Genomic DNA, 18,738 nt, shown 5'->3' with positions numbered 1-18,738 from the left:
CGGTGGGCCCCGGCCCGGGGGCGGCCGGCCCGGTGGGCCCGGTGGCGGCCGCTCCGACGGCGGCGGCGGTAACTACCGCGGCGGCGGCGGGGGCGGCGTGGGCGCCGCGCCCGGTGGTTTTCGCGGCCGTCCCGGTGGCGGCGGCCGTCCCGGACAGCGCGGCGGCGCCGCGGGCGCGTTCGGCCGTCCCGGCGGTGCGCCCCGGCGCGGCCGCAAGTCCAAGCGGCAGAAGCGCCAGGAATACGACTCGATGCAGGCGCCGGTCGTCGGCGGTGTGCGGTTGCCGCACGGCAACGGCGAGACGATCCGGCTGGCGCGCGGGGCGTCGCTGTCCGACTTCGCCGAGAAGATCGACGCCAACCCGGCCGCGCTGGTGCAGGCGCTGTTCAACCTCGGCGAGATGGTGACGGCCACCCAGTCGGTCGGCGACGAGACGCTCGAGCTGCTGGGCAGTGAGATGAACTACAACGTCCAGGTCGTGTCCCCCGAGGACGAGGACCGCGAGCTGCTCGAGTCGTTCGACCTCACCTACGGCGAGGACGAGGGCACCGAGGAGGACCTGCAGACCCGTCCGCCGGTGGTGACCGTGATGGGCCACGTCGACCACGGTAAGACCCGGCTGCTGGACACCATCCGCAAGGCCAACGTCCGCGAGGCCGAGGCCGGCGGCATCACCCAGCACATCGGCGCCTACCAGGTGTCCGTCGACCTCGACGGCAGCGAGCGGCTGATCACCTTCATCGACACCCCGGGCCACGAGGCGTTCACCGCCATGCGTGCCCGCGGCGCCAAGGCCACCGACATCGCGATCCTGGTGGTCGCCGCCGACGACGGCGTGATGCCGCAGACGGTGGAGGCCATCAACCACGCGCAGGCCGCCGACGTGCCGATCGTGGTGGCGGTGAACAAGATCGACAAGGAGGGCGCCGACCCGGCCAAGATCCGCGGGCAGCTCACCGAATACGGTTTGGTGCCAGAGGAATTCGGCGGCGACACGATGTTCGTTGACATCTCGGCGAAGGTCGGCACCAACATCGAGGCGCTGGAGGAGGCGGTGCTGCTGACCGCGGACGCCGCCCTGGACCTGCGGGCCAACCCCGACATGGAGGCCCAGGGTGTGGCGATCGAGGCGCACCTGGACCGCGGACGCGGGCCCGTCGCAACGGTTTTGGTGCAGCGCGGGACGCTGCGCGTCGGCGACTCGGTGGTCGCGGGCGACGCCTACGGGCGGGTGCGCCGCATGGTCGACGAGCACGGCGAGGACGTCGAGGAGGCGCTGCCGTCGCGGCCGGTGCAGGTCATCGGCTTCACGTCGGTGCCCGGGGCCGGCGACAACTTCCTGGTCGTCGACGAGGACCGCATCGCCCGCCAGATCGCCGACCGGCGCAGCGCCCGCAAGCGCAACGCGCTGGCGGCCCGCAGCCGCAAGCGGATCAGCCTGGAGGACCTGGACTCGGCGCTGAAGGAAACCAGCCAGCTGAACCTGATCCTCAAGGGCGACAACGCCGGTACGGTCGAGGCGCTGGAGGAGGCCCTGATGGGCATCCAGGTCGACGACGAGGTCGCGCTGCGGGTCATCGACCGCGGCGTCGGCGGCATCACCGAGACCAACGTCAACCTGGCGTCGGCCTCGGACGCGGTGATCATCGGCTTCAACGTGCGCGCCGAGGGCAAGGCGACGGAGCTGGCCAACCGCGAGGGCGTGGACATCCGCTACTACTCGGTGATCTACCAGGCGATCGACGAGATCGAGAAGGCCCTGCGCGGCATGCTCAAGCCGATCTACGAGGAGAACGAGCTGGGGCGCGCCGAGATCCGCGCGATCTTCCGGTCCTCGAAGGTCGGCATCATCGCCGGCTGCATGATCACCTCCGGCATCGTGCGCCGCAACGCCAAGGCCCGGCTGTTGCGCGACAACATCGTCGTCGCCGACAACCTCACGGTGACCTCGCTGCGGCGGGAGAAGGACGACGTGACCGAGGTCCGCGAGGGCTTCGAGTGCGGTATGACGTTGGGCTACAACGACATCAAGGAAGGCGACGTCATCGAGACCTACGAGCTGGTCCAAAAGGAGCGCACCTGATGGGCGGCCGGCATGGCTGACCCCGCTCGGGCGCGCCGGCTGGCCAAGCGGATCAACACGATCGTCGCCTCGGCGATCGAGTTCGAGATCAAGGATCCCGGGCTGGACGGGGTGACCATCGTCGACACGAAGGTAACGGCGGACCTGCACGACGCGACGGTGTTCTACACGGTGATGGGGCGAACGCTGGACGACGAGCCGGATTACGGTGCCGCGGCGGCCGCGCTGGAGCGGGCCAAGGGCACGCTGCGCACCCGGGTCGGCGCGGGCACCGGGGTGCGCTTCACCCCCACGCTGACGTTCACCCGGGACACGACGTCCGACCACGTGCGGCGGATGGACGAGTTGCTGGCCCGTGCCCGCGCGGCGGACGCCGATCTGGCGCGGGTTCGGGTGGGCGCCAAGCCGGCGGGGGAGGCCGATCCGTACCGTGATAGCGGGCCCGACGCTAAGGACACCGGTGACGACGATCAACGCGAAGACTGAGCCGCCCGCCGCCCCGATCGCGGGGGCACGGGTCGACGCCGCCGGCGCCGCCGAGTTGCTGTCGGCGGCGACGACGATCGCGGTGATCTGCCACGTCCACCCCGACGCCGACACCATCGGCGCCGGGCTGGCGCTGGCCACGGTCCTGGACAGGTGCGGCAAGGCCGTCGAGGTCAGTTTCGCCGCGCCGGAGGCGTTGCCGGAGTCGCTGCGGTCGCTGCCCGGGTGCCACCTGCTGGTCGGCCCCGACGAGATCCGCTGCGACGTGGATCTTGTTGTGACCGTTGATGTTCCGAGCGCCAAGCGGCTCGGTGCCCTGATCGACCTGGCCGGCCCGGACCACCACCTGCTGGTGATCGACCACCACGCCTCCAACGACATGTTCGGCACCGCCAACTTCGTCGACCCGACGGCGGACTCCACCACGCTGTTGGTCGCCGAGCTTCTCGACGCGTGGGGCAAGCCGATCGACACCGATGTCGCGCACTGCATCTACGCGGGGCTGACGACCGACACCGGGTCGTTCCGCTGGGCCAGCGCCCGGGCGCTGCGGCTGGCGGCCCGGCTGGTGGACGCCGGCGTGAACAACGCCGCGATCAGCCGGGCGCTGATGGACACCCATCCGTTCGCGTGGCTGCCGCTGCTGTCGCGGGTGCTGGGCTCGGCGCAGCTGGTGCCCGACGCGGCGGGCGGCCGCGGCCTGGTCTACGCGGTCGTCGAAAACTCCGAATGGGTCAATTCGCGCCCGGAGGAAGTCGAGAGCATCGTCGACATCGTGCGCACCACGCAGCAGGCCGAGGTGGCCGCCGTGTTCAAGGAGGTCGACCCGCAGCACTGGTCGGTGTCCATGCGGGCCAAGTCCGACGTGGATCTGGCGGCGGTCGCGTCGGTGTTCGGCGGCGGTGGCCACAAGCTGGCCGCCGGCTATTCGATCAACGGGTCGATCGACGACGCCGTCGCGTCACTGCGCGCCGCGCTCGGCTGATCGTTCTTCAGCGGACCTGGGAGCGTCCGCGTTGCAGCACGGCCTCGCGGTTGGCGGCGATGTCGGCACCGCTGGTCCGGAATTGGCGGGCCGCCATGGCCTCCAGCCACAGCCCCTCGCTGGTTTGCGACTCGTCGATCCGGTGGTAGGACGCCAGCAACGCCCGCACCGCGTCCTGGTTGTTGCCGACGATGCTGGCCGCCACCCCGCGGGCGGCGGCCGGCAACTTCTCGTGCGGCACCACCTCGGTCACCAGCCCGGCCCGCAGCGCGTCGGCGGCCGACAGGTAGTCCCCGGTCAGGCTCATCCGCCGGGCCAGGCCGACGCCCACCTTCTGCGGTAATCGCACGCTCAACCCCCAGGTGGGCAGCAGCCCCACCCGGGCGTGGGTGTCGGCGAAACGCGCCCGCTCCGAGGCGATCACGATGTCGCAGTACAGGACCAGCTCCAGGCCGCCGGTGACCGCGGCGCCGTTGACGGCGCCGATGACCGGCTTGGTCATCGGCGGCCAGCGCGGCGAGATGTCCGGCAGCGCCGACTCGCTGCCCAGCTCCTTGAGATCCAGCCCGGCGCAGAACACCGGATCGGCGCCGGTGAGGATGACGACGTCGACGTCGTCGTCGGCCTCCGCGTCGGCCAGGGCGCCGAAGAACCGGTCTCGCAACGCCGAGGACAGCGCGTTGCGGGATTGCGGCCGGTTCAGCGTCAGGGTGCGCACCCGCTCGTCGGTGCCGATCAGCAGGATGTCGTCGGTCATGACAACACCGTAGAGGCCCGCGGCCCACGGCTATCGTTGAGGGCATGTGCCGGAACATCACCGAACTGCGGGGCTTGCAGCCCGCGGCCACGGCCGAGGAGATCGCGGCGGCCGCGCGCCAGTACGTCCGCAAGGTCAGCGGCATCACCCGCCCGTCGGCGGCCAACGCCGAGGCATTCGAGGCCGCGGTGGCCGAGGTCACCGAGACGACGACGCGCTTGCTCACCGCCCTGCCGCCCCGGCGCCAGCCGCCTAAGACCGTCCCGCCGCTGCGCCGGCCCGAGGTGGTGGCCCGGCTGGCGGCGAAATGACCGGCGAAATGGCGGTGAATTGACCTTGACGGCAACCGCACCCGCGCTCAAGGAGTGGAGCGCGGTCGTGCACGCGCTGCTGGACGGCCGCCAGCGGGTGCTGTTGCGCAAGGGCGGCATCAACGAGAAGCGGTTCGAGGTGGCGGCCCACGAGTTCCTGCTGTTTCCGACGGTCGCGCACAGCCACGCGCAGCGCGTCCGGCCCGAGCATCGCGACCTGCTGCCACCGGCGGCCGCCGACAGCACCGACGAGCACCTGTTGATCCGGGCCGCCGCGAAAGTTGTTGCCGCGCAAGAGGTCAACCGGCCCGACGGCCTGGCGGCAATCGAGGATCTGCACATCTGGACACCCGAGTCGGTGCGGGCCGATCGGCTCGACTTCCGGCCCAAGCACAAACTGGCCGTGTTGGTGGTCTCCGTGATCCCGTTGGCCGAGCCGGTGCGAATCACCCGCACCCCCGAGTACGCGGGCTGCAAGAGCTGGGTGCAGCTGCCGGTGCGGCCGGACCTGGCGGCGCCCGTCCATGGCGAAGTGGAGCTAGCCGAGGTCGCCGTCCGGGTCCGCGACGCCGTCGGCTGACGGGTCGGGCGGGCCGACGGGAAGCAGCAGCCGGGAGCGCCCGTAGCGCACGGTGTGGGTGGCCGGCTTCGACTGCCGGCCCGTCAGAATCGGTTCACCCGTGCCGAGATTGCGTGCGTAGCGGGGAAACCAGCTGCCGGCGATCAGCAGGCGGATGCGCGAGCCGGCCCGGAAACGGTGGGCGATCCCGTCGAGCTCGATGCGCACCGGCCCTCTAACCGTCTGGGTGGCGGCCCCCAGCCGCCGGTAGCCGTCGCTGACATTTCGGGAGCGGCCCTTGGCGTCGACCTCGCTCACCCGGACGAACAGGTCGACATGCGGATTGTCCGCGGCATGCACGAGCTCGACGACGGGGCTGCCGTACACGCACAGGTCGCGGGTGAGGGTCGCGCCGGTGAAGGCGAGCACGTCGTCGCGCAGCGCGAGCCGGCTGTCGTCGCGGTAGCCACCGTTCAGGGAGAGCAGCGGGCCACCGGTGGTGGGCGTCGGGTCGGCGGGGTCGTAGCGAAACGTCGCCGGTGCCACGCCGGCCAGGCCGGTCGGCGCGACCTCGTCCAGATACCGCCCGGGCCGCAGGTACAGCGCGTGCTCGGTGGTCTTGGGCGGCCAGTCGTTCAGGTTGTGCCACCCGTGGCCGGTGACGCAGACGCGGACGCGGCTGGGGCGGCTCGGCGTGCCGTCACCCAGGTGGGCGTCCAGCCAGTCCAGCGATTCTCGTGCGCAGGCGGCCAATCCCTTGGTGAGCAGCTGGGTGTGCGTCCAGGGGCCGATCGTGAGGGCGGTGTCGACGCGCCGGCGGCGCAGATGCGTGTACTGCTGCAGGGTCTGCCGCAGGAAGATGTCCTGCCAGCCACCCAGCAGGAGCACCGGCACCTGCACGCGATCGAGCGCCTCGCCGAACCGCAGTGCCTCCCAGAACGATTCGTCGTGTTCGGGAGGGCGGGCCCACGATTCGAACCAGGGCGCACCGTCGCCGAGCAGGGCCCGGGCCGCGGCGCCCATCGGTATTCCGGCCGCCGCGTCGGCGACCTTGCGGGGACCCAGCAGTTGCGGGACTGCCGTCGAGATTCGCCTGGGACCCTCCTGCCGGGCCACCAGGTCGCTCCAGGCCAAAAAGTCGTTGACCGCGAACGAACCGGTGCCCCACACGGAGGCCAGGAAATCGTGCGGGCCCGCGGTGATGACGGCCGCGGCCAGTTCCGGCGGCGGATCGGATGCCAGCAGCGCCCACTGCGTGAATCCCAGATACGAGATCCCGATCGTCGCGAACCGGCCGGTGAACCAGGGCTGCTCGCGCAGCCACCCGACGGTGTCGGCGCCGTCGGCGGACTCGTTGACCATCGGCTCGAACCGCCCGCCGGACCCGAACGTCCCGCGCACGCTCTGCAACACCACGTGGTAGCCGCGGGCAGCATACAGCCTGGCGAAGACCAGCGAGAAAGGAAATCCCCGCCCGTAGGGGCCGCGGACCAGCACGGTGCCGGCGGGTGCCGGGGTGGTCGGCGCGTAGTGGTCGGCCACCAGGTGGACCCCGTCGCGCATCGGGACCCCGACCCGATGCACGGTGTACTCGGTGGTCGCCCGCGGCAGACCCAACGCTCGGCCAAGGGCGTTGTCGCCGAGTCGTCCCAGGGATGTCTTCAGGGGTGTTGCCGTCACGACCATCAGGCTAAAGGCCGACCGGCCACGGTTGCCCTTTGACGTGGACGCTCGGGCTAGAACTTGTAGTACGGCGCCAGGTCGTTGGCCCGCTGCAGGTTGGTGGACGGGCAGTCGACCTCGGGGTTGGAGTAGATCGTCGAGTAGTACAGCGCCTGCTGCAGCACGCCGTAGCTGGTCTTGAACGCGACCATGCAGGAGAAGTACCAGTAGCTGTTGTGATAGGTCGGCTTGAGGACCCAGTACGTGGCGGCGCGGTGCCCGGCGATCGTGGTCTCCAGGGCGTCCGGCGGCAGCGACTCCTCGTACTTGCGCCAGATGATGGGCTCGACGGCCACCTGGTAGTTGCCCGCGTCGAAGTGGCAGCGCAGCCCGTCCTCGTGTTCGGGCGGGGTGAATGCCAACCCGAGCCGCTGCACGACGTCGAACGGGATGTCCTCGCACGCGTCGAACGGGCGCGGGTCGGTGGTCGCCACGATCGGGCTCTTCATCGTGGTCTCCGGGGTCTCCAGCGGCGCGGCGGTCGATCGCAGCTCGACGGCCTTGCGCGCGGCCGGCGCGGGCGGGCCGCCCTGCCAGCCCACCGTGCCCCCCAACGCCGCCGCGATCAGCGCAGCCACCGCCCCGATCAGACGTACCCTGGTGAACACGACACCCCCTGACGCCTCGGCGGGCCCTTGCCGGGAGTGTACAAGTCGAGTCAGCACCGTCACAGTGAAACGAGAACATGTTCTAATCCCCCCGGGCAAGGGCCCGGCCGGAACCGGCTCGTCGCGCCGGGTCGTTAGGCTGGTCTGTCGTGGCGAGTCAGCAGTCGAGCAACGGGGGACAGCCAACCCTGTGGGCGGTCTCCGACCTGCACACCGGGCACATCGGCAACAAGCCGGTCACCGAGTCGCTGCACCCGTCGTCGCCGGAGGATTGGCTGATCGTCGCCGGCGACGTCGCCGAACGCACCGACGAGATCCGCTGGGCGCTTGACCTGCTGCGACGGCGGTTCGCCAAGGTGATCTGGGTGCCGGGCAACCACGAGCTGTGGACCACCAACCGCGATCCCGTGCAGGTCTTCGGGAAGGCCCGCTACGACTACCTGGTCAACATGTGCGACGAGATGGGCGTCGTCACGCCCGAGCATCCGTTCCCGGTGTGGACCGAGCGCGGCGGCCCGGCCACCATCGTGCCGATGTTCCTGCTCTACGACTACACCTTCTTGCCGGAGGGGGCGATGAGCAAAGCCGAGGGGCTGGCCATCGCGCGGGAGCGCAACGTGGTGGCCACCGACGAGTTCCTGCTGTCGCCGGAGCCCTACCCCACCCGCGAAGCCTGGTGCCGGGAGCGGCTCGAGGTCACCCGCGACCGCCTCGAACAGCTGGACTGGATGACGCCGACCGTGCTGGTCAACCACTTCCCGCTGGTGCGCGAGCCCTGCGACGCGCTGTTCTACCCGGAGTTCTCGCTGTGGTGCGGCACCACCAAGACCGCCGACTGGCACACCCGCTACAACGCCGTCTGCTCGGTCTACGGCCACCTGCACATCCCGCGGACCACCTGGCACGACGAGGTGCGCTTCGAGGAGGTGTCGGTGGGATACCCGCGGGAGTGGCGGCGCCGCAAGCCCTACACGTGGCTGCGGCAGGTGCTGCCCGACCCGCAATACGCGCCGGGCTACCTCAACGACTTCGGCGGCCATTTCGTGATCACCCCCGAGATGCGCAGGCAGGCCGCACAGTTCCGGGAACGGTTGCGGCAGCGGCAGTCACGATGACGGCGCACACACTGGTGTCGTCGGTGCTGCCGGCGTCCGGGGACCTGGCGTATTCGGAGGTCTACACCGACCCGCCCGGCCTGTCCCCGCTTCCCGAGGAGGAGCCGCTGATCGCCCGCTCGGTCGCCAAGCGGCGCAACGAGTTCGTCACCGTGCGCCACTGCGCGCGGATGGCGCTGGATCAGCTCGGCGTGCCGCCGGCGCCGATCCTCAAGGGGGACAAGGGACAACCGTGCTGGCCCGACGGCGTGGTCGGCAGCCTCACGCACTGCACGGGCTATCGCGGCGCGGTGGTGGGGCGCAGCGGCCCGGTGCGTTCGGTGGGCCTCGACGCCGAACCGCACGACGTGCTGCCCGACGGCGTGCTGGACGCGATCACCCTCGAAGAGGAGCGCCACGAGCTCGCAGCCCTGCCCGAGGGCTTGCATTGGGACCGAATCCTGTTCTGCGCCAAGGAGGCAACGTATAAGGCCTGGTTCCCGTTGACCGAGCGCTGGCTGGGTTTCGAGGACGCCCACGTGGTGTTCGATGTCGATCCGGCCACCCGGGGAAGCGGCGGGGTGTTCGTCTCCAAGATCCTGATCGATCCCGCCGCGCTGTCGGGTCCGCCGCTGACCGTGCTGCGGGGGCGCTGGTCGGTCGATCGCGGGCTGGTGCTGACCGCGATCGTGCTATGAGCGCGGGCATTGTCGTCGTCGACAAGCCCGCCGGGTTGACCAGTCACGACGTCGTGGGGCGGTGCCGCCGGATCTTCTCCACCCGCCGGGTGGGACACGCGGGGACGCTGGACCCGATGGCCACCGGCGTGCTGGTGATCGGGGTCGAGCGCGCCACCAAGATCCTCGGCCTGCTGACGGCGGCGTCGAAGTCGTATGCCGCCACCGTCCGCCTCGGCCAGACCACCACCACCGACGACGCGGAAGGCGAAGTGCTGCAATCTGTTTCGGCCGAGCGCGTGACGCGCGAGGCGATCGAGGCCGGGGTCGCGGGGCTGCGCGGCGAGATCCGGCAGGTGCCGTCGACCGTCAGCGCGATCAAGGTCGGCGGGCGGCGCGCCTACCGGTTGGCGCGTGAGGGCCGCGACGTGCAACTCGAGGCCCGGCCGGTGCGCATCGACCGGTTCGAGGTGTGCGACGTCCGGTCCCACGATCGGGTCGTCGACGTCGACGTCGAGGTCGACTGCTCGTCGGGAACCTACATCCGCGCGCTGGCCCGCGACCTGGGCGCCGCGCTGGGCGTCGGCGGGCACCTGACGTCGTTGCGGCGCACCCGGGTTGGCCGGTTCGCGGTGGGACAGGCGCGCTCGCTCGACGACCTGGCCGAGCGGCCCCGGCTGAGCTTCACGCTGGACGAGGCGTGCCTGCTGATGTTTAAGCGCCGCGAGCTGACCGCCGCGGAGGCCGAGGCCACCGGCCACGGCCGGTCGCTGACGCCGGCCGGCATCGATGGCGTCTACGCGGCCACCGACCCGGACGGCCGGGTGATGGCGCTGCTGCGCGACGAGGGCTCGCGGACCAAACCGGTGGTCGTTATCCGGCCCGCGACGCTGTAGACACCCGCCGTACGCTAGGGCAATGACAAACAAGGTTTACGTCGTCGGCGTCGGCATGACGAAGTTCGAGAAGCCGGGCCGCCGCGAGGGCTGGGACTACCCGGACATGGCGCGGGAGTCGGGGACAAACGCGCTGGCCGACGCCGGCATCGACTACGGCGAGGTGCAGCAGGGCTACGTCGGCTACGTCGCCGGCGACTCGACGTCGGGGCAGCGGGCGCTGTACGAGCTGGGCATGACCGGCATCCCGATCGTCAACGTCAACAACAACTGCTCGACGGGGTCGACGGCGCTCTTCCTGGCGGCTCAGGCCATCCGCGGCGGCATCGCCGACTGCGTGATCGCGCTGGGCTTCGAGAAGATGCAGCCGGGCGCGCTGAGCGGCGGCGCGCAGGACCGCGAGTCGCCGATGGGCAAGCACGTCAAGGCGATGGCCGAGATCGACGAGTTCGCGATGCCCGTCGCGCCGTGGATGTTCGGCGCCGCCGGCCGCGAGCACATGCGGCAGTACGGCACCACCGCCGAGCACTTCGCCAAGATCGGCTACAAGAACCACAAGCACTCGGTGAACAATCCCTTTGCGCAGTTCCAGGAGTCCTACACGCTCGACGACATCCTGGCGGCCCGGATGATCTCCGACCCGCTGACCAAGCTGCAGTGCTCGCCCACGTCGGACGGTTCGGGCGCGGCCATCGTGGCCTCGGAGCGCTTCGTCGACAGCCACGGGCTGGCCGGCCAGGCGGTGGAGATCGTCGGGCAGGCGATGACGACGGACTTCGCCTCGACCTTCGATGGCAGCGCCAAGAACCTCATCGGCTACGACATGAATGTGCAAGCGGCGCAACAGGTTTACGACCAGAGCGGGCTCGGCCCCACCGACTTCCAGGTGATCGAGCTGCACGACTGCTTCTCGGCCAACGAGCTGCTACTCTACGAGGCCCTCGGCCTGTGCGGCCCGGGTGAGGCGCCCAAGCTCATCGACAACGGCGACACCACCTACGGCGGGCGCTGGGTGGTCAACCCGTCCGGCGGCCTGATCTCCAAGGGGCACCCACTGGGCGCGACCGGTCTGGCGCAGTGCGCCGAGCTGACCTGGCAGCTGCGCGGCACCGCGGACAAGCGTCAGGTCGACAACGTCAGCGCCGCTTTGCAACACAACATCGGGCTGGGCGGCGCCGCCGTCGTCACCGCCTACCAGCGCGCCGAACGCTAAGGGCGCCATGATCGAGTGGTCCGACACCGACCTGATGGTGCGGGACGCCGTCCGCCAGTTCATCGACAAGGAGATCCGCCCGCACCTCGACGAGCTGGAGACGGGCGCGCTGTCGCCCTATCCGATCGCCCGCAAGCTGTTCAGCCAGTTCGGCCTCGACGTCATGGCCGCCGAGGCCGTCCAGAAGATGCTGGACTCCGAGCGTGCGGGGAACCGCGAAAGCGGTGGCGGCTCAGGCGGTTTCGGCGGCGGCGCGCAGGCGTCGATGATGGCGGTGCTGGTCTCCGAGATCGCCGGCGTCAGCATCGGGCTGCTGAGCACCGCGTCGGTCAGCATCGGCCTGGGCGCGGCGACCATCGCCAGCCGCGGCACGCTGGCCCAGAAGGAACGCTGGCTGCCCGATCTGATGACGCTGAAAAAGATCGCGGCGTGGGCGATCACCGAGCCGGACTCCGGCTCGGACGCGTTCGGGGGCATGAAGACTCACGTCAAGCGCGACGGCCAGGATTACATCCTCAACGGGCAGAAGACGTTCATCACCAACGGGCCCTACGCCGACGTCCTGGTGGTCTACGCCAAGCTCGACGAGGGTGACGCCTCCGTCGACAAGCGGAACCGGCCGGTGGTCGTCTTCGTGCTCGACGCGGGCATGCCGGGCCTGACGCAGGGCAAGCCGTTCAAGAAGATGGGCATGATGTCCTCGCCGACGGGCGAGCTGTTCTTCGACAACGTGCGGCTGAGCCCCGACCGGCTGCTCGGCGAGAGCGAACAGCACGGTGACGGCCGCGACAGCGCCCGCGCCAACTTCGCCGCCGAGCGGATCGGGATCGCGATGATGGCGCTGGGCATCATCAACGAATGCCACCGGCTGTGCGTGGATTACGCCAAGAGCCGGACGCTGTGGGGCCGCAACATCGGGCAGTTCCAGTTGATCCAGCTCAAGCTGGCCAAGATGGAGATCGCCCGGATGAACGTGCAGAACATGGTGTTCCAGGTGATCGAGCGGCAGCGGGCCGGTAAACCGCTGACGCTGGCCGAGGCGTCGGCGATCAAGCTGTACTCGTCGGAGGCCGCCACCGACGTCGCGATGGAGGCCGTGCAGCTGTTCGGCGGCAACGGCTACATGGCCGAGTACCGGGTGGAGCAGCTGGCCCGCGACGCCAAGTCGCTGATGATCTACGCCGGCAGCAACGAGGTTCAGGTCACCCACATCGCCAAGGGCCTGCTGGCCGAGTAGGGCTTCAACGCCGTAGCGCCGTATCGGCGTATCGCCGTATCGCCGAAAGTGAAGCTGTTGCGAATCCGCCGCCGAAATCTCGCAGCAGTTTCACGCTCGGCGAAGGACCGTCAGGCCGTCACCCAGATCGCGCGGGCCGCCGGGCTGCCCAGGTCGACGGTGGCCTCGGCGCCATCGGCGCATTCGATCGCCACCGAGATCATGCCGGCGAATTCGCGGCGGGTCAGCACCCGCACCCGGGAGTCGAGGCTGATCCCGACGCTGTCGAAGTAGCGCAGCATCTCCGGATCGGAGTCGGAGATGCGGGCCACCGTCCCGGTGTCGCCGTCGCCGCACGCCCACAGCTGCCGGGCGGGGGGCGTCGGGACCTGCCCGTCGGAGGCGGGGATCGGGTCGCCGTGCGGGTCGCGCCGCGGGAATCCCAGCTTGGCGTCGATGCGGGCCACCAGCCGGTCCGACACCGCGTGCTCGAGCACCTCCGCCTCGTCGTGCACCTCGTCCCAGCCGTAGCCGAGCTCGTTGACCAGGAAGGTCTCCAGCAGCCGGTGGCGGCGGACCATCTCCAGCGCCGCCCGCCGGCCCGCCTCGGTCAGGGTCACCGCCCCGTACTTCTCGTGGTCCACCAGGCCCTGCTCGGCCAGCTTGCGGATCGACTCCGACGCCGTGCTGGCGGACACCCCGATCTTCTCGGCCAGCATCTTGGTGCTGACCCGCTGCGGGGCCCCCGCCGGCGACCACTCCTGGGCATTCCAGATGACCTTCAGATAGTCCTGGCCAACCGCGGTGAGACCGCCAGGCTCGTCGTCAGCCCTCACAAGCAGAAAGTTTAGGCGTGAACCTGCGACGCCGTAGGCTTGCGGTCGTGCAGCGGTGGCGGGGCCAGGACGAGATCCCCACGGACTGGGGCAGATGCGTGGTCACCATCGGGGTCTTCGATGGTGTGCACCGCGGCCATGCCGAGCTCATCGCGCACGCCGTGAAGGCCGCCCGCACCCGCAACGTTCCTTCCGTGTTGATGACGTTCGACCCGCACCCGATGGAAGTGGTCTATCCCGGCAGCCACCCCGCGCAGCTGACCACGCTGACCCGCCGCGCGGAGCTCGTCGAGGAGCTGGGCATCGACGTCTTCCTGGTCATGCCGTTCACGACCGACTTCATGAAGCTCACCCCGGAGCGCTACGTCCACGAGCTGCTGGTGGAACACCTGCACGTGGTGGAGGTCGTGGTGGGGGAGAACTTCACCTTCGGCAGGAAGGCCACGGGCAACGTCGACACCCTGCGCAAGGCCGGCGCGCGATTCGGCTTCGCGGTCGAGTCGATGTCGCTGCTGTCCGAGCACCACAGCAACGAAACCGTCACGGTCTCCTCCACTTACGTCCGGTCCTGCGTGGACGCCGGCGACATGGTCGCGGCCACCGAGGCGCTGGGCCGCCCGCACCGCGTCGAGGGCGTGGTGGTCCGCGGCCACGGCCGCGGCGCGGAGCTGGGCTTTCCCACCGCGAACGTGGCGCCGCCGATGTATTCGGCCATCCCGGCCGACGGCGTGTACGCCGCCTGGTTCACCGTGCTCGGGCCCGGGCCGGTGACCGGCACCGTCGTCCCCGGCGAGCGGTATGAGGCCGCGGTGTCCGTCGGCACCAACCCGACCTTCTCCGGCCGCACCCGCACGGTCGAGGCGTTCGTCCTCGACACCACCGCCGACCTGTACGGGCAGCACGTGGCCCTGGACTTCGTCGCGCGCATCCGCGGGCAGCGCAAGTTCGACTCGGTGGGCGACCTCATCGCCGCGATGGACAACGACACCGAGCGGGCGCGCGCGCTGCTCTCGGCGGGCTGACCGGCCGGGCTGCTAAACTGCCGGACGACATCGGCGCGCGCTGCGGTTCGCGGTGGCCGCGCCTTGATACCTCGATGATCGCGGACCAATTGATGGAGTAGCTTCGTGGCGCTTACAGCCGAGCAGAAAAAGGAAATCCTCAGCCAGTACGGCCTGCACGACACCGACACCGGGTCCCCGGAGGCGCAGATCGCGCTGCTGACCAGGCGGATCGCGGACCTGACCGAGCACCTCAAGGTGCACAAGCACGATCACCACTCGCGGCGGGGGTTGCTGCTGCTGGTCGGGCGCCGGCGGCGGCTGATCAAGTACATCTCCCAGATCGACGTCGAGCGGTACCGCTCGCTGATCGAGCGGCTGGGTCTGCGGCGCTGACCCGGGCGAATCCGCCCGTGTAGAGTGAGAGCGTTCTGGGCCCACCCGGCCCGGGCAAACGGTGCGGTTCGCGCAGATCCGCGCGTGCCGTTCCAGCGTGTCACTGTGCACGTCCAAGGGAGCTGCCCGGTCTGCATCGGGCGGTCTTCGGTAGTGGCTGCCGGGCTCTCCGGATCTGGGGCAGGTCGGCCGCTTCGATCGATGGCCGTAGCCGCATTCAGACTTCTTCCTCTCAGGGAAATTTGGGAAGCTCTCGGGGTAGTTGCGCGCGACGACGCGAAAAAGCTGAATAACCCAGAGAGGCCGTACGGACACCCATGTCTGTAGCTGAAATAGAAAAAGGCGTGTTCGAGGCAACCGCCACCATCGACAACGGGAGCTACGGCACCCGCACCGTCCGATTCGAGACCGGCAGGCTGGCCCAGCAGGCCGCCGGCGCCGTGGTCGCTTACCTGGACGAGGAGAACATGCTGCTGTCGGCAACCACCGCCAGCAAAACCCCCAAGGAGCACTTCGACTTCTTCCCGCTGACCGTCGACGTCGAGGAGCGGATGTACGCCGCGGGCCGCATCCCCGGTTCGTTCTTCCGCCGCGAGGGCAGGCCGTCCACCGACGCGATCCTGACCTGCCGGCTCATCGACCGTCCGCTGCGCCCGTCGTTCGTGGACGGCCTGCGCAACGAGATCCAGATCGTGGTGACGATCCTGAGCCTGGACCCCAACGACCTTTACGACGTGCTGGCCATCAACGCCGCGTCGGCCTCCACCCAGCTGAGCGGGCTCCCGTTCTCGGGTCCGATCGGGGGTGTGCGGGTCGCGCTGATCGACGGCACCTGGGTCGCGTTCCCGACCGTCGAGCAACTCGAGCGCGCCGTGTTCGACATGGTCGTGGCCGGACGGAAGGTCGATGGATCCGACGGTCCCGACGTCGCGATCATGATGGTCGAGGCCGAGGCCACCGAGAAGGTCATCGAGCTGGTCGAGGGCGGCGCCCAGGCGCCGACGGAAACCGTTGTGGCCCAAGGCCTGGAGGCCGCCAAGCCGTTCATCGCCATACTGTGCACCGCGCAGGAGGAGCTGGCCGGGGCCGCGGCCAAGCCGGCCGGCGAGTACCCGACGTTCCCGGATTACGCCGAGGACGTCTACTACTCGGTCGCCTCGGTGGCCACCGACGAGCTGGCCAAGGTCCTGACCATCGGCGGCAAGGCGGAGCGCGACGCACGCACCGACGAGCTCAAGGCGGAGGTGGTCGAGCGGGTCGCGGACACCTACGAGGGCCGGGAGAAAGAGGTCTCGGCCGCATTCCGCGCGCTGACCAAGAAGCTGGTGCGCCAGCGCATCCTCACCGACCACTTCCGCATCGACGGCCGGGGCATCACCGACATCCGCGCATTGTCGGCCGAGGTCGCCGTCGTGCCGCGCGCGCACGGCAGCGCGCTGTTCGAGCGCGGCGAGACGCAGATCCTGGGCGTGACGACGCTGGACATGGTCAAGATGGCCCAGCAGATCGACTCGCTGGGGCCCGAGACGTCCAAGCGCTACATGCATCACTACAACTTCCCGCCGTTCTCCACCGGCGAGACCGGCCGGGTCGGCTCGCCCAAGCGGCGCGAGATCGGGCACGGCGCCCTGGCCGAGCGGGCCCTGATCCCGGTACTGCCCAGCGTCGAGGAGTTCCCGTACGCGATCCGGCAGGTGTCGGAGGCGCTGGGCTCCAACGGCTCGACGTCGATGGGCTCGGTGTGCGCGTCCACGCTGGCGCTGCTCAACGCCGGGGTGCCGCTGAAGGCGCCGGTGGCGGGCATCGCGATGGGCCTGGTCTCCGACGACGTCGAGACCGACGGTCGCACCGAGCGCCGCTTCGTGACGCTGACCGACATCCTGGGCGCCGAGGACGCGTTCGGCGACATGGACTTCAAGTGCGCCGGCACCAAGGACTTCGTCACCGCGCTGCAGCTGGACACCAAGCTCGACGGGATCCCGTCGCAGGTGCTGGCGGGCGCGCTCGAGCAGGCCCGCGATGCCCGGCTGACCATCCTGGAGGTCATGGCCGAGGCCATCGACTCACCCGACGAGATGAGCCCGTACGCGCCGCGGGTGACCACCATCAAGGTCCCGGTCGACAAGATCGGCGAGGTCATCGGCCCCAAGGGCAAGGTCATCAACGCCATCACCGAGGAGACCGGCGCGCAGATCTCCATCGAGGACGACGGCACCGTGTTCGTCGGCGCCACCGACGGGCCGTCGGCGCAGGCCGCGATCGACAAGATCAACGCCATCGCCAACCCGCAGCTGCCGACGGTGGGGGAGCGATTCCTCGGAACCGTGGTCAAGACAACGGATTTCGGCGCCTTCGTGTCGCTGCTGCCGGGGCGCGACGGGCTGGTGCACATCTCCAAACTCGGCAAGGGCAAGCGGATCGCGAAGGTCGAGGACGTGGTGAACGTCGGCGACAAGCTGCGGGTCGAGATCGCCGACATCGACAAGCGCGGCAAGATCTCGCTGGTCCTGCTGGGCGAAGAGGACAGCACGGCCCCCGACGCCCCGGCGGCCGCGCCAGCCGATGCCGCCAGTTCCGTTTAGAAGGCCAGCAGCCGCCGAAGCCGCGCCCGAACATCGCCTGCGCCGCACCACCCTGCCGGGCGGGTTGCGGGTGGTCACCGAGTACCTGCCGGCGGTGCGATCCGCGTCGGTCGGCGTCTGGGTCGGCGTCGGGTCGCGGGACGAGGGCGCCAGCGTGGCCGGGGCGGCGCACTTCCTGGAGCACCTGCTGTTCAAGTCGACACCGACACGCAACGCCGTGGACATCGCGCAGGCGATGGACGCGGTCGGCGGTGAGCTGAACGCGTTCACCGCCAAGGAGCACACCTGCTACTACGCGCACGTGCTCGACAGCGACCTGGAGCTGGCCGTCGACCTGGTCGCCGACGTGGTCCTCAACGGCCGCTGCGCCTCCGACGACGTCGAGCTCGAACGCGACGTGGTGCTCGAGGAGATCGCGATGCGCGACGACGACCCCGAGGACGCGCTGGGCGACATGTTCCTGGCGTCGCTGTTCGGCGATCACCCGGTGGGCCGGCCGGTGATCGGCACCGCGCGGTCGGTGTCGGCGATGACGCGGTCCCAGCTGCACTCGTTCCACGTGCGGCGCTACACGCCGGAGCGGATGGTGGTCGCGGTCGCCGGCAACGTCGACCACGACGAGGTGGTCGCGCTGGTGCGCGAGCACTTCGGGCCGCGACTGGTCCGCGGGCGCCACCCCGTCGCGCCGCGCAAGGGCTCGGGCCGCTTGAACGGCGGCGGCGGATTGCTGCTCGGACGCCGGGACGCCGAGCAGACCCACGTGTCCCTGGGCGTGCGCACGCCGGGGCGGCGGTGGGAGCACCGCTGGGCGCTGTCGGTGCTGCACACCGCGCTGGGCGGCGGGCTGAGTTCGCGGCTGTTCCAAGAGGTTCGCGAGTTGCGCGGCCTGGCCTACTCGGTCTACTCGGCGCTGGACATCTTCGCCGACAGTGGTGCGCTGTCGGTGTACGCCGCCTGCCTGCCCGAGCGTTTCGCCGACGTGATGCGGGTGACCAGCGAGGTGCTCGAAGCGGTGGCGCGCGACGGCATCACCGAATCCGAATGCCGCATCGCGAAGGGCTCGTTGCGCGGCGGGCTCGTGCTGGGCCTGGAGGATTCCAGCTCCCGGATGAGCCGCATCGGCCGCAGCGAACTGAACTACGGCAGGCACCGCAGCATCGAGCACACCCTGCGGCAGATCGACGCGGTCACCGTCGACGAGGTCAACGCGGTGGCGCGACGGCTGCTGCGTAAGCGCTACGGCGCCGCGGTTTTGGGTCCGTACGCCTCGAAACGATCGCTGCCCCAACAACTTCGGGCGATGGTAAATTAGCGCA

Annotated in this window: 18 protein-coding genes; 14 read left to right on the top strand and 4 right to left on the bottom strand. The window is 70.0% G+C overall.

Annotation, left to right across the window (positions count from 1 at the left end; all coding sequences use genetic code 11):
• The 3 genes from infB to OQ968_RS18935 form a co-directional block, all read left to right on the top strand.
• Window positions 1-2,083, top strand: a 2,083-nt coding sequence (gene infB, locus OQ968_RS18945) for a translation initiation factor IF-2 (protein ID WP_324680644.1), incomplete at its 5' end; no start/stop codon positions are given.
• A 12-nt stretch (window positions 2,084-2,095) separates the two neighbouring features.
• Entirely contained in the window at window positions 2,096-2,569 is a 474-nt protein-coding gene (gene rbfA, locus OQ968_RS18940) for a 30S ribosome-binding factor RbfA (protein WP_324680642.1), read from the top strand.
• On the top strand, window positions 2,544-3,554 hold the full coding sequence (locus OQ968_RS18935; protein WP_324680640.1) for a bifunctional oligoribonuclease/PAP phosphatase NrnA: 1,011 nt from the start codon (window positions 2,544-2,546) through the stop codon (window positions 3,552-3,554). The genes rbfA and OQ968_RS18935 overlap by 26 nt, the downstream gene beginning before the upstream one ends.
• Window positions 3,555-3,561: 7 nt before the next feature.
• On the opposite strand, the gene OQ968_RS18930 is transcribed toward OQ968_RS18935, so the two are convergent.
• Window positions 3,562-4,311 (bottom strand): enoyl-CoA hydratase, encoded by a 750-nt coding sequence (locus OQ968_RS18930; RefSeq protein ID WP_324680638.1) that lies wholly within the window; start codon window positions 4,309-4,311, stop codon window positions 3,562-3,564.
• 44 nt (window positions 4,312-4,355) lie between these two features.
• On the opposite strand from OQ968_RS18930, the gene OQ968_RS18925 reads away from it, so the two are divergent.
• Both OQ968_RS18925 and OQ968_RS18920 read left to right on the top strand, forming a co-directional pair.
• On the top strand, window positions 4,356-4,622 hold the full coding sequence (locus tag OQ968_RS18925; protein WP_324680636.1) for a DUF2277 family protein: 267 nt from the start codon (window positions 4,356-4,358) through the stop codon (window positions 4,620-4,622).
• A 19-nt stretch (window positions 4,623-4,641) separates the two neighbouring features.
• Window positions 4,642-5,202, top strand: a complete 561-nt coding sequence (locus OQ968_RS18920) for a DUF1802 family protein (RefSeq protein WP_324680634.1) — start codon at window positions 4,642-4,644, stop codon at window positions 5,200-5,202.
• Here OQ968_RS18920 and OQ968_RS18915 read toward each other — a convergent pair.
• Window positions 5,161-6,867 carry a CocE/NonD family hydrolase gene (locus OQ968_RS18915; protein ID WP_324680632.1) on the bottom strand — a complete coding sequence of 569 codons (1,707 nt, stop codon included), beginning with the start codon at window positions 6,865-6,867 and terminating at the stop codon, window positions 5,161-5,163. The genes OQ968_RS18920 and OQ968_RS18915 overlap by 42 nt on opposite strands.
• 50 nt (window positions 6,868-6,917) lie before the next feature.
• A complete protein-coding gene (locus tag OQ968_RS18910) occupies window positions 6,918-7,511 on the bottom strand; it encodes a DUF3558 domain-containing protein (RefSeq protein WP_324680630.1) in 594 nt (197 codons plus the stop codon).
• A gap of 149 nt (window positions 7,512-7,660) precedes the next feature.
• Between OQ968_RS18910 and OQ968_RS18905 the strand changes: the two genes are divergently transcribed.
• Genes OQ968_RS18905 through OQ968_RS18885 form a run of 5 tightly spaced genes read left to right on the top strand, consistent with a single transcriptional unit; the run spans window position 7,661 to window position 12,628 of the window.
• Window positions 7,661-8,626 carry a metallophosphoesterase gene (locus OQ968_RS18905; RefSeq protein WP_324680627.1) on the top strand — a complete coding sequence of 322 codons (966 nt, stop codon included), beginning with the start codon at window positions 7,661-7,663 and terminating at the stop codon, window positions 8,624-8,626.
• Window positions 8,623-9,303 carry a 4'-phosphopantetheinyl transferase gene (locus tag OQ968_RS18900; protein ID WP_324680625.1) on the top strand — a complete coding sequence of 227 codons (681 nt, stop codon included), beginning with the start codon at window positions 8,623-8,625 and terminating at the stop codon, window positions 9,301-9,303. Before OQ968_RS18905 ends, OQ968_RS18900 begins: the two co-directional genes overlap by 4 nt.
• The gene (gene truB / locus OQ968_RS18895; protein ID WP_324680623.1) at window positions 9,300-10,178 is read left to right on the top strand and encodes a tRNA pseudouridine(55) synthase TruB; all 879 of its coding nucleotides are present in this window, start codon (window positions 9,300-9,302) and stop codon (window positions 10,176-10,178) included. Before OQ968_RS18900 ends, truB begins: the two co-directional genes overlap by 4 nt.
• A 22-nt stretch (window positions 10,179-10,200) precedes the next feature.
• Entirely contained in the window at window positions 10,201-11,391 is a 1,191-nt protein-coding gene (locus OQ968_RS18890; protein WP_324680621.1) for a lipid-transfer protein, read from the top strand.
• A gap of 7 nt (window positions 11,392-11,398) precedes the next feature.
• Window positions 11,399-12,628 (top strand): acyl-CoA dehydrogenase family protein, encoded by a 1,230-nt coding sequence (locus OQ968_RS18885; protein ID WP_324680619.1) that lies wholly within the window; start codon window positions 11,399-11,401, stop codon window positions 12,626-12,628.
• A gap of 110 nt (window positions 12,629-12,738) precedes the next feature.
• Here OQ968_RS18885 and mntR read toward each other — a convergent pair whose 3' ends face one another.
• The gene (gene mntR, locus OQ968_RS18880; protein ID WP_324680617.1) at window positions 12,739-13,443 is read right to left on the bottom strand and encodes a manganese-binding transcriptional regulator MntR; all 705 of its coding nucleotides are present in this window, start codon (window positions 13,441-13,443) and stop codon (window positions 12,739-12,741) included.
• Window positions 13,444-13,490: 47 nt separating this feature from the next.
• Here mntR and OQ968_RS18875 point away from each other — a divergent pair, with 47 nt between their 5' ends.
• The 4 genes from OQ968_RS18875 (at window position 13,491) to OQ968_RS18860 (ending at window position 18,734) form a co-directional block, all read left to right on the top strand.
• Window positions 13,491-14,465: a bifunctional riboflavin kinase/FAD synthetase gene (locus tag OQ968_RS18875; RefSeq protein WP_324680615.1), complete on the top strand. Its 975-nt coding sequence runs from the start codon at window positions 13,491-13,493 to the stop codon at window positions 14,463-14,465.
• Between the two features lie 105 nt (window positions 14,466-14,570).
• Window positions 14,571-14,840 (top strand): 30S ribosomal protein S15, encoded by a 270-nt coding sequence (rpsO, locus tag OQ968_RS18870; RefSeq protein ID WP_324680613.1) that lies wholly within the window; start codon window positions 14,571-14,573, stop codon window positions 14,838-14,840.
• Window positions 14,841-15,157: 317 nt separating this feature from the next.
• Window positions 15,158-17,422 carry a polyribonucleotide nucleotidyltransferase gene (locus tag OQ968_RS18865; protein ID WP_324680611.1) on the top strand — a complete coding sequence of 755 codons (2,265 nt, stop codon included), beginning with the start codon at window positions 15,158-15,160 and terminating at the stop codon, window positions 17,420-17,422.
• Window positions 17,403-18,734, top strand: coding sequence for a pitrilysin family protein (locus OQ968_RS18860; RefSeq protein WP_324680609.1), 1,332 nt, complete (start codon window positions 17,403-17,405; stop codon window positions 18,732-18,734). The genes OQ968_RS18865 and OQ968_RS18860 overlap by 20 nt, the downstream gene beginning before the upstream one ends.
• Window positions 18,735-18,738 lie beyond the last annotated feature (4 nt).

This window comes from Mycobacterium sp. 663a-19 (assembly GCF_035616495.1).
Classification (GTDB): domain Bacteria; phylum Actinomycetota; class Actinomycetes; order Mycobacteriales; family Mycobacteriaceae; genus Mycobacterium.
The sequence above is the reverse complement of the archived record's forward strand: the minus strand, read 5'-3'. Positions and strand labels throughout refer to the sequence as shown.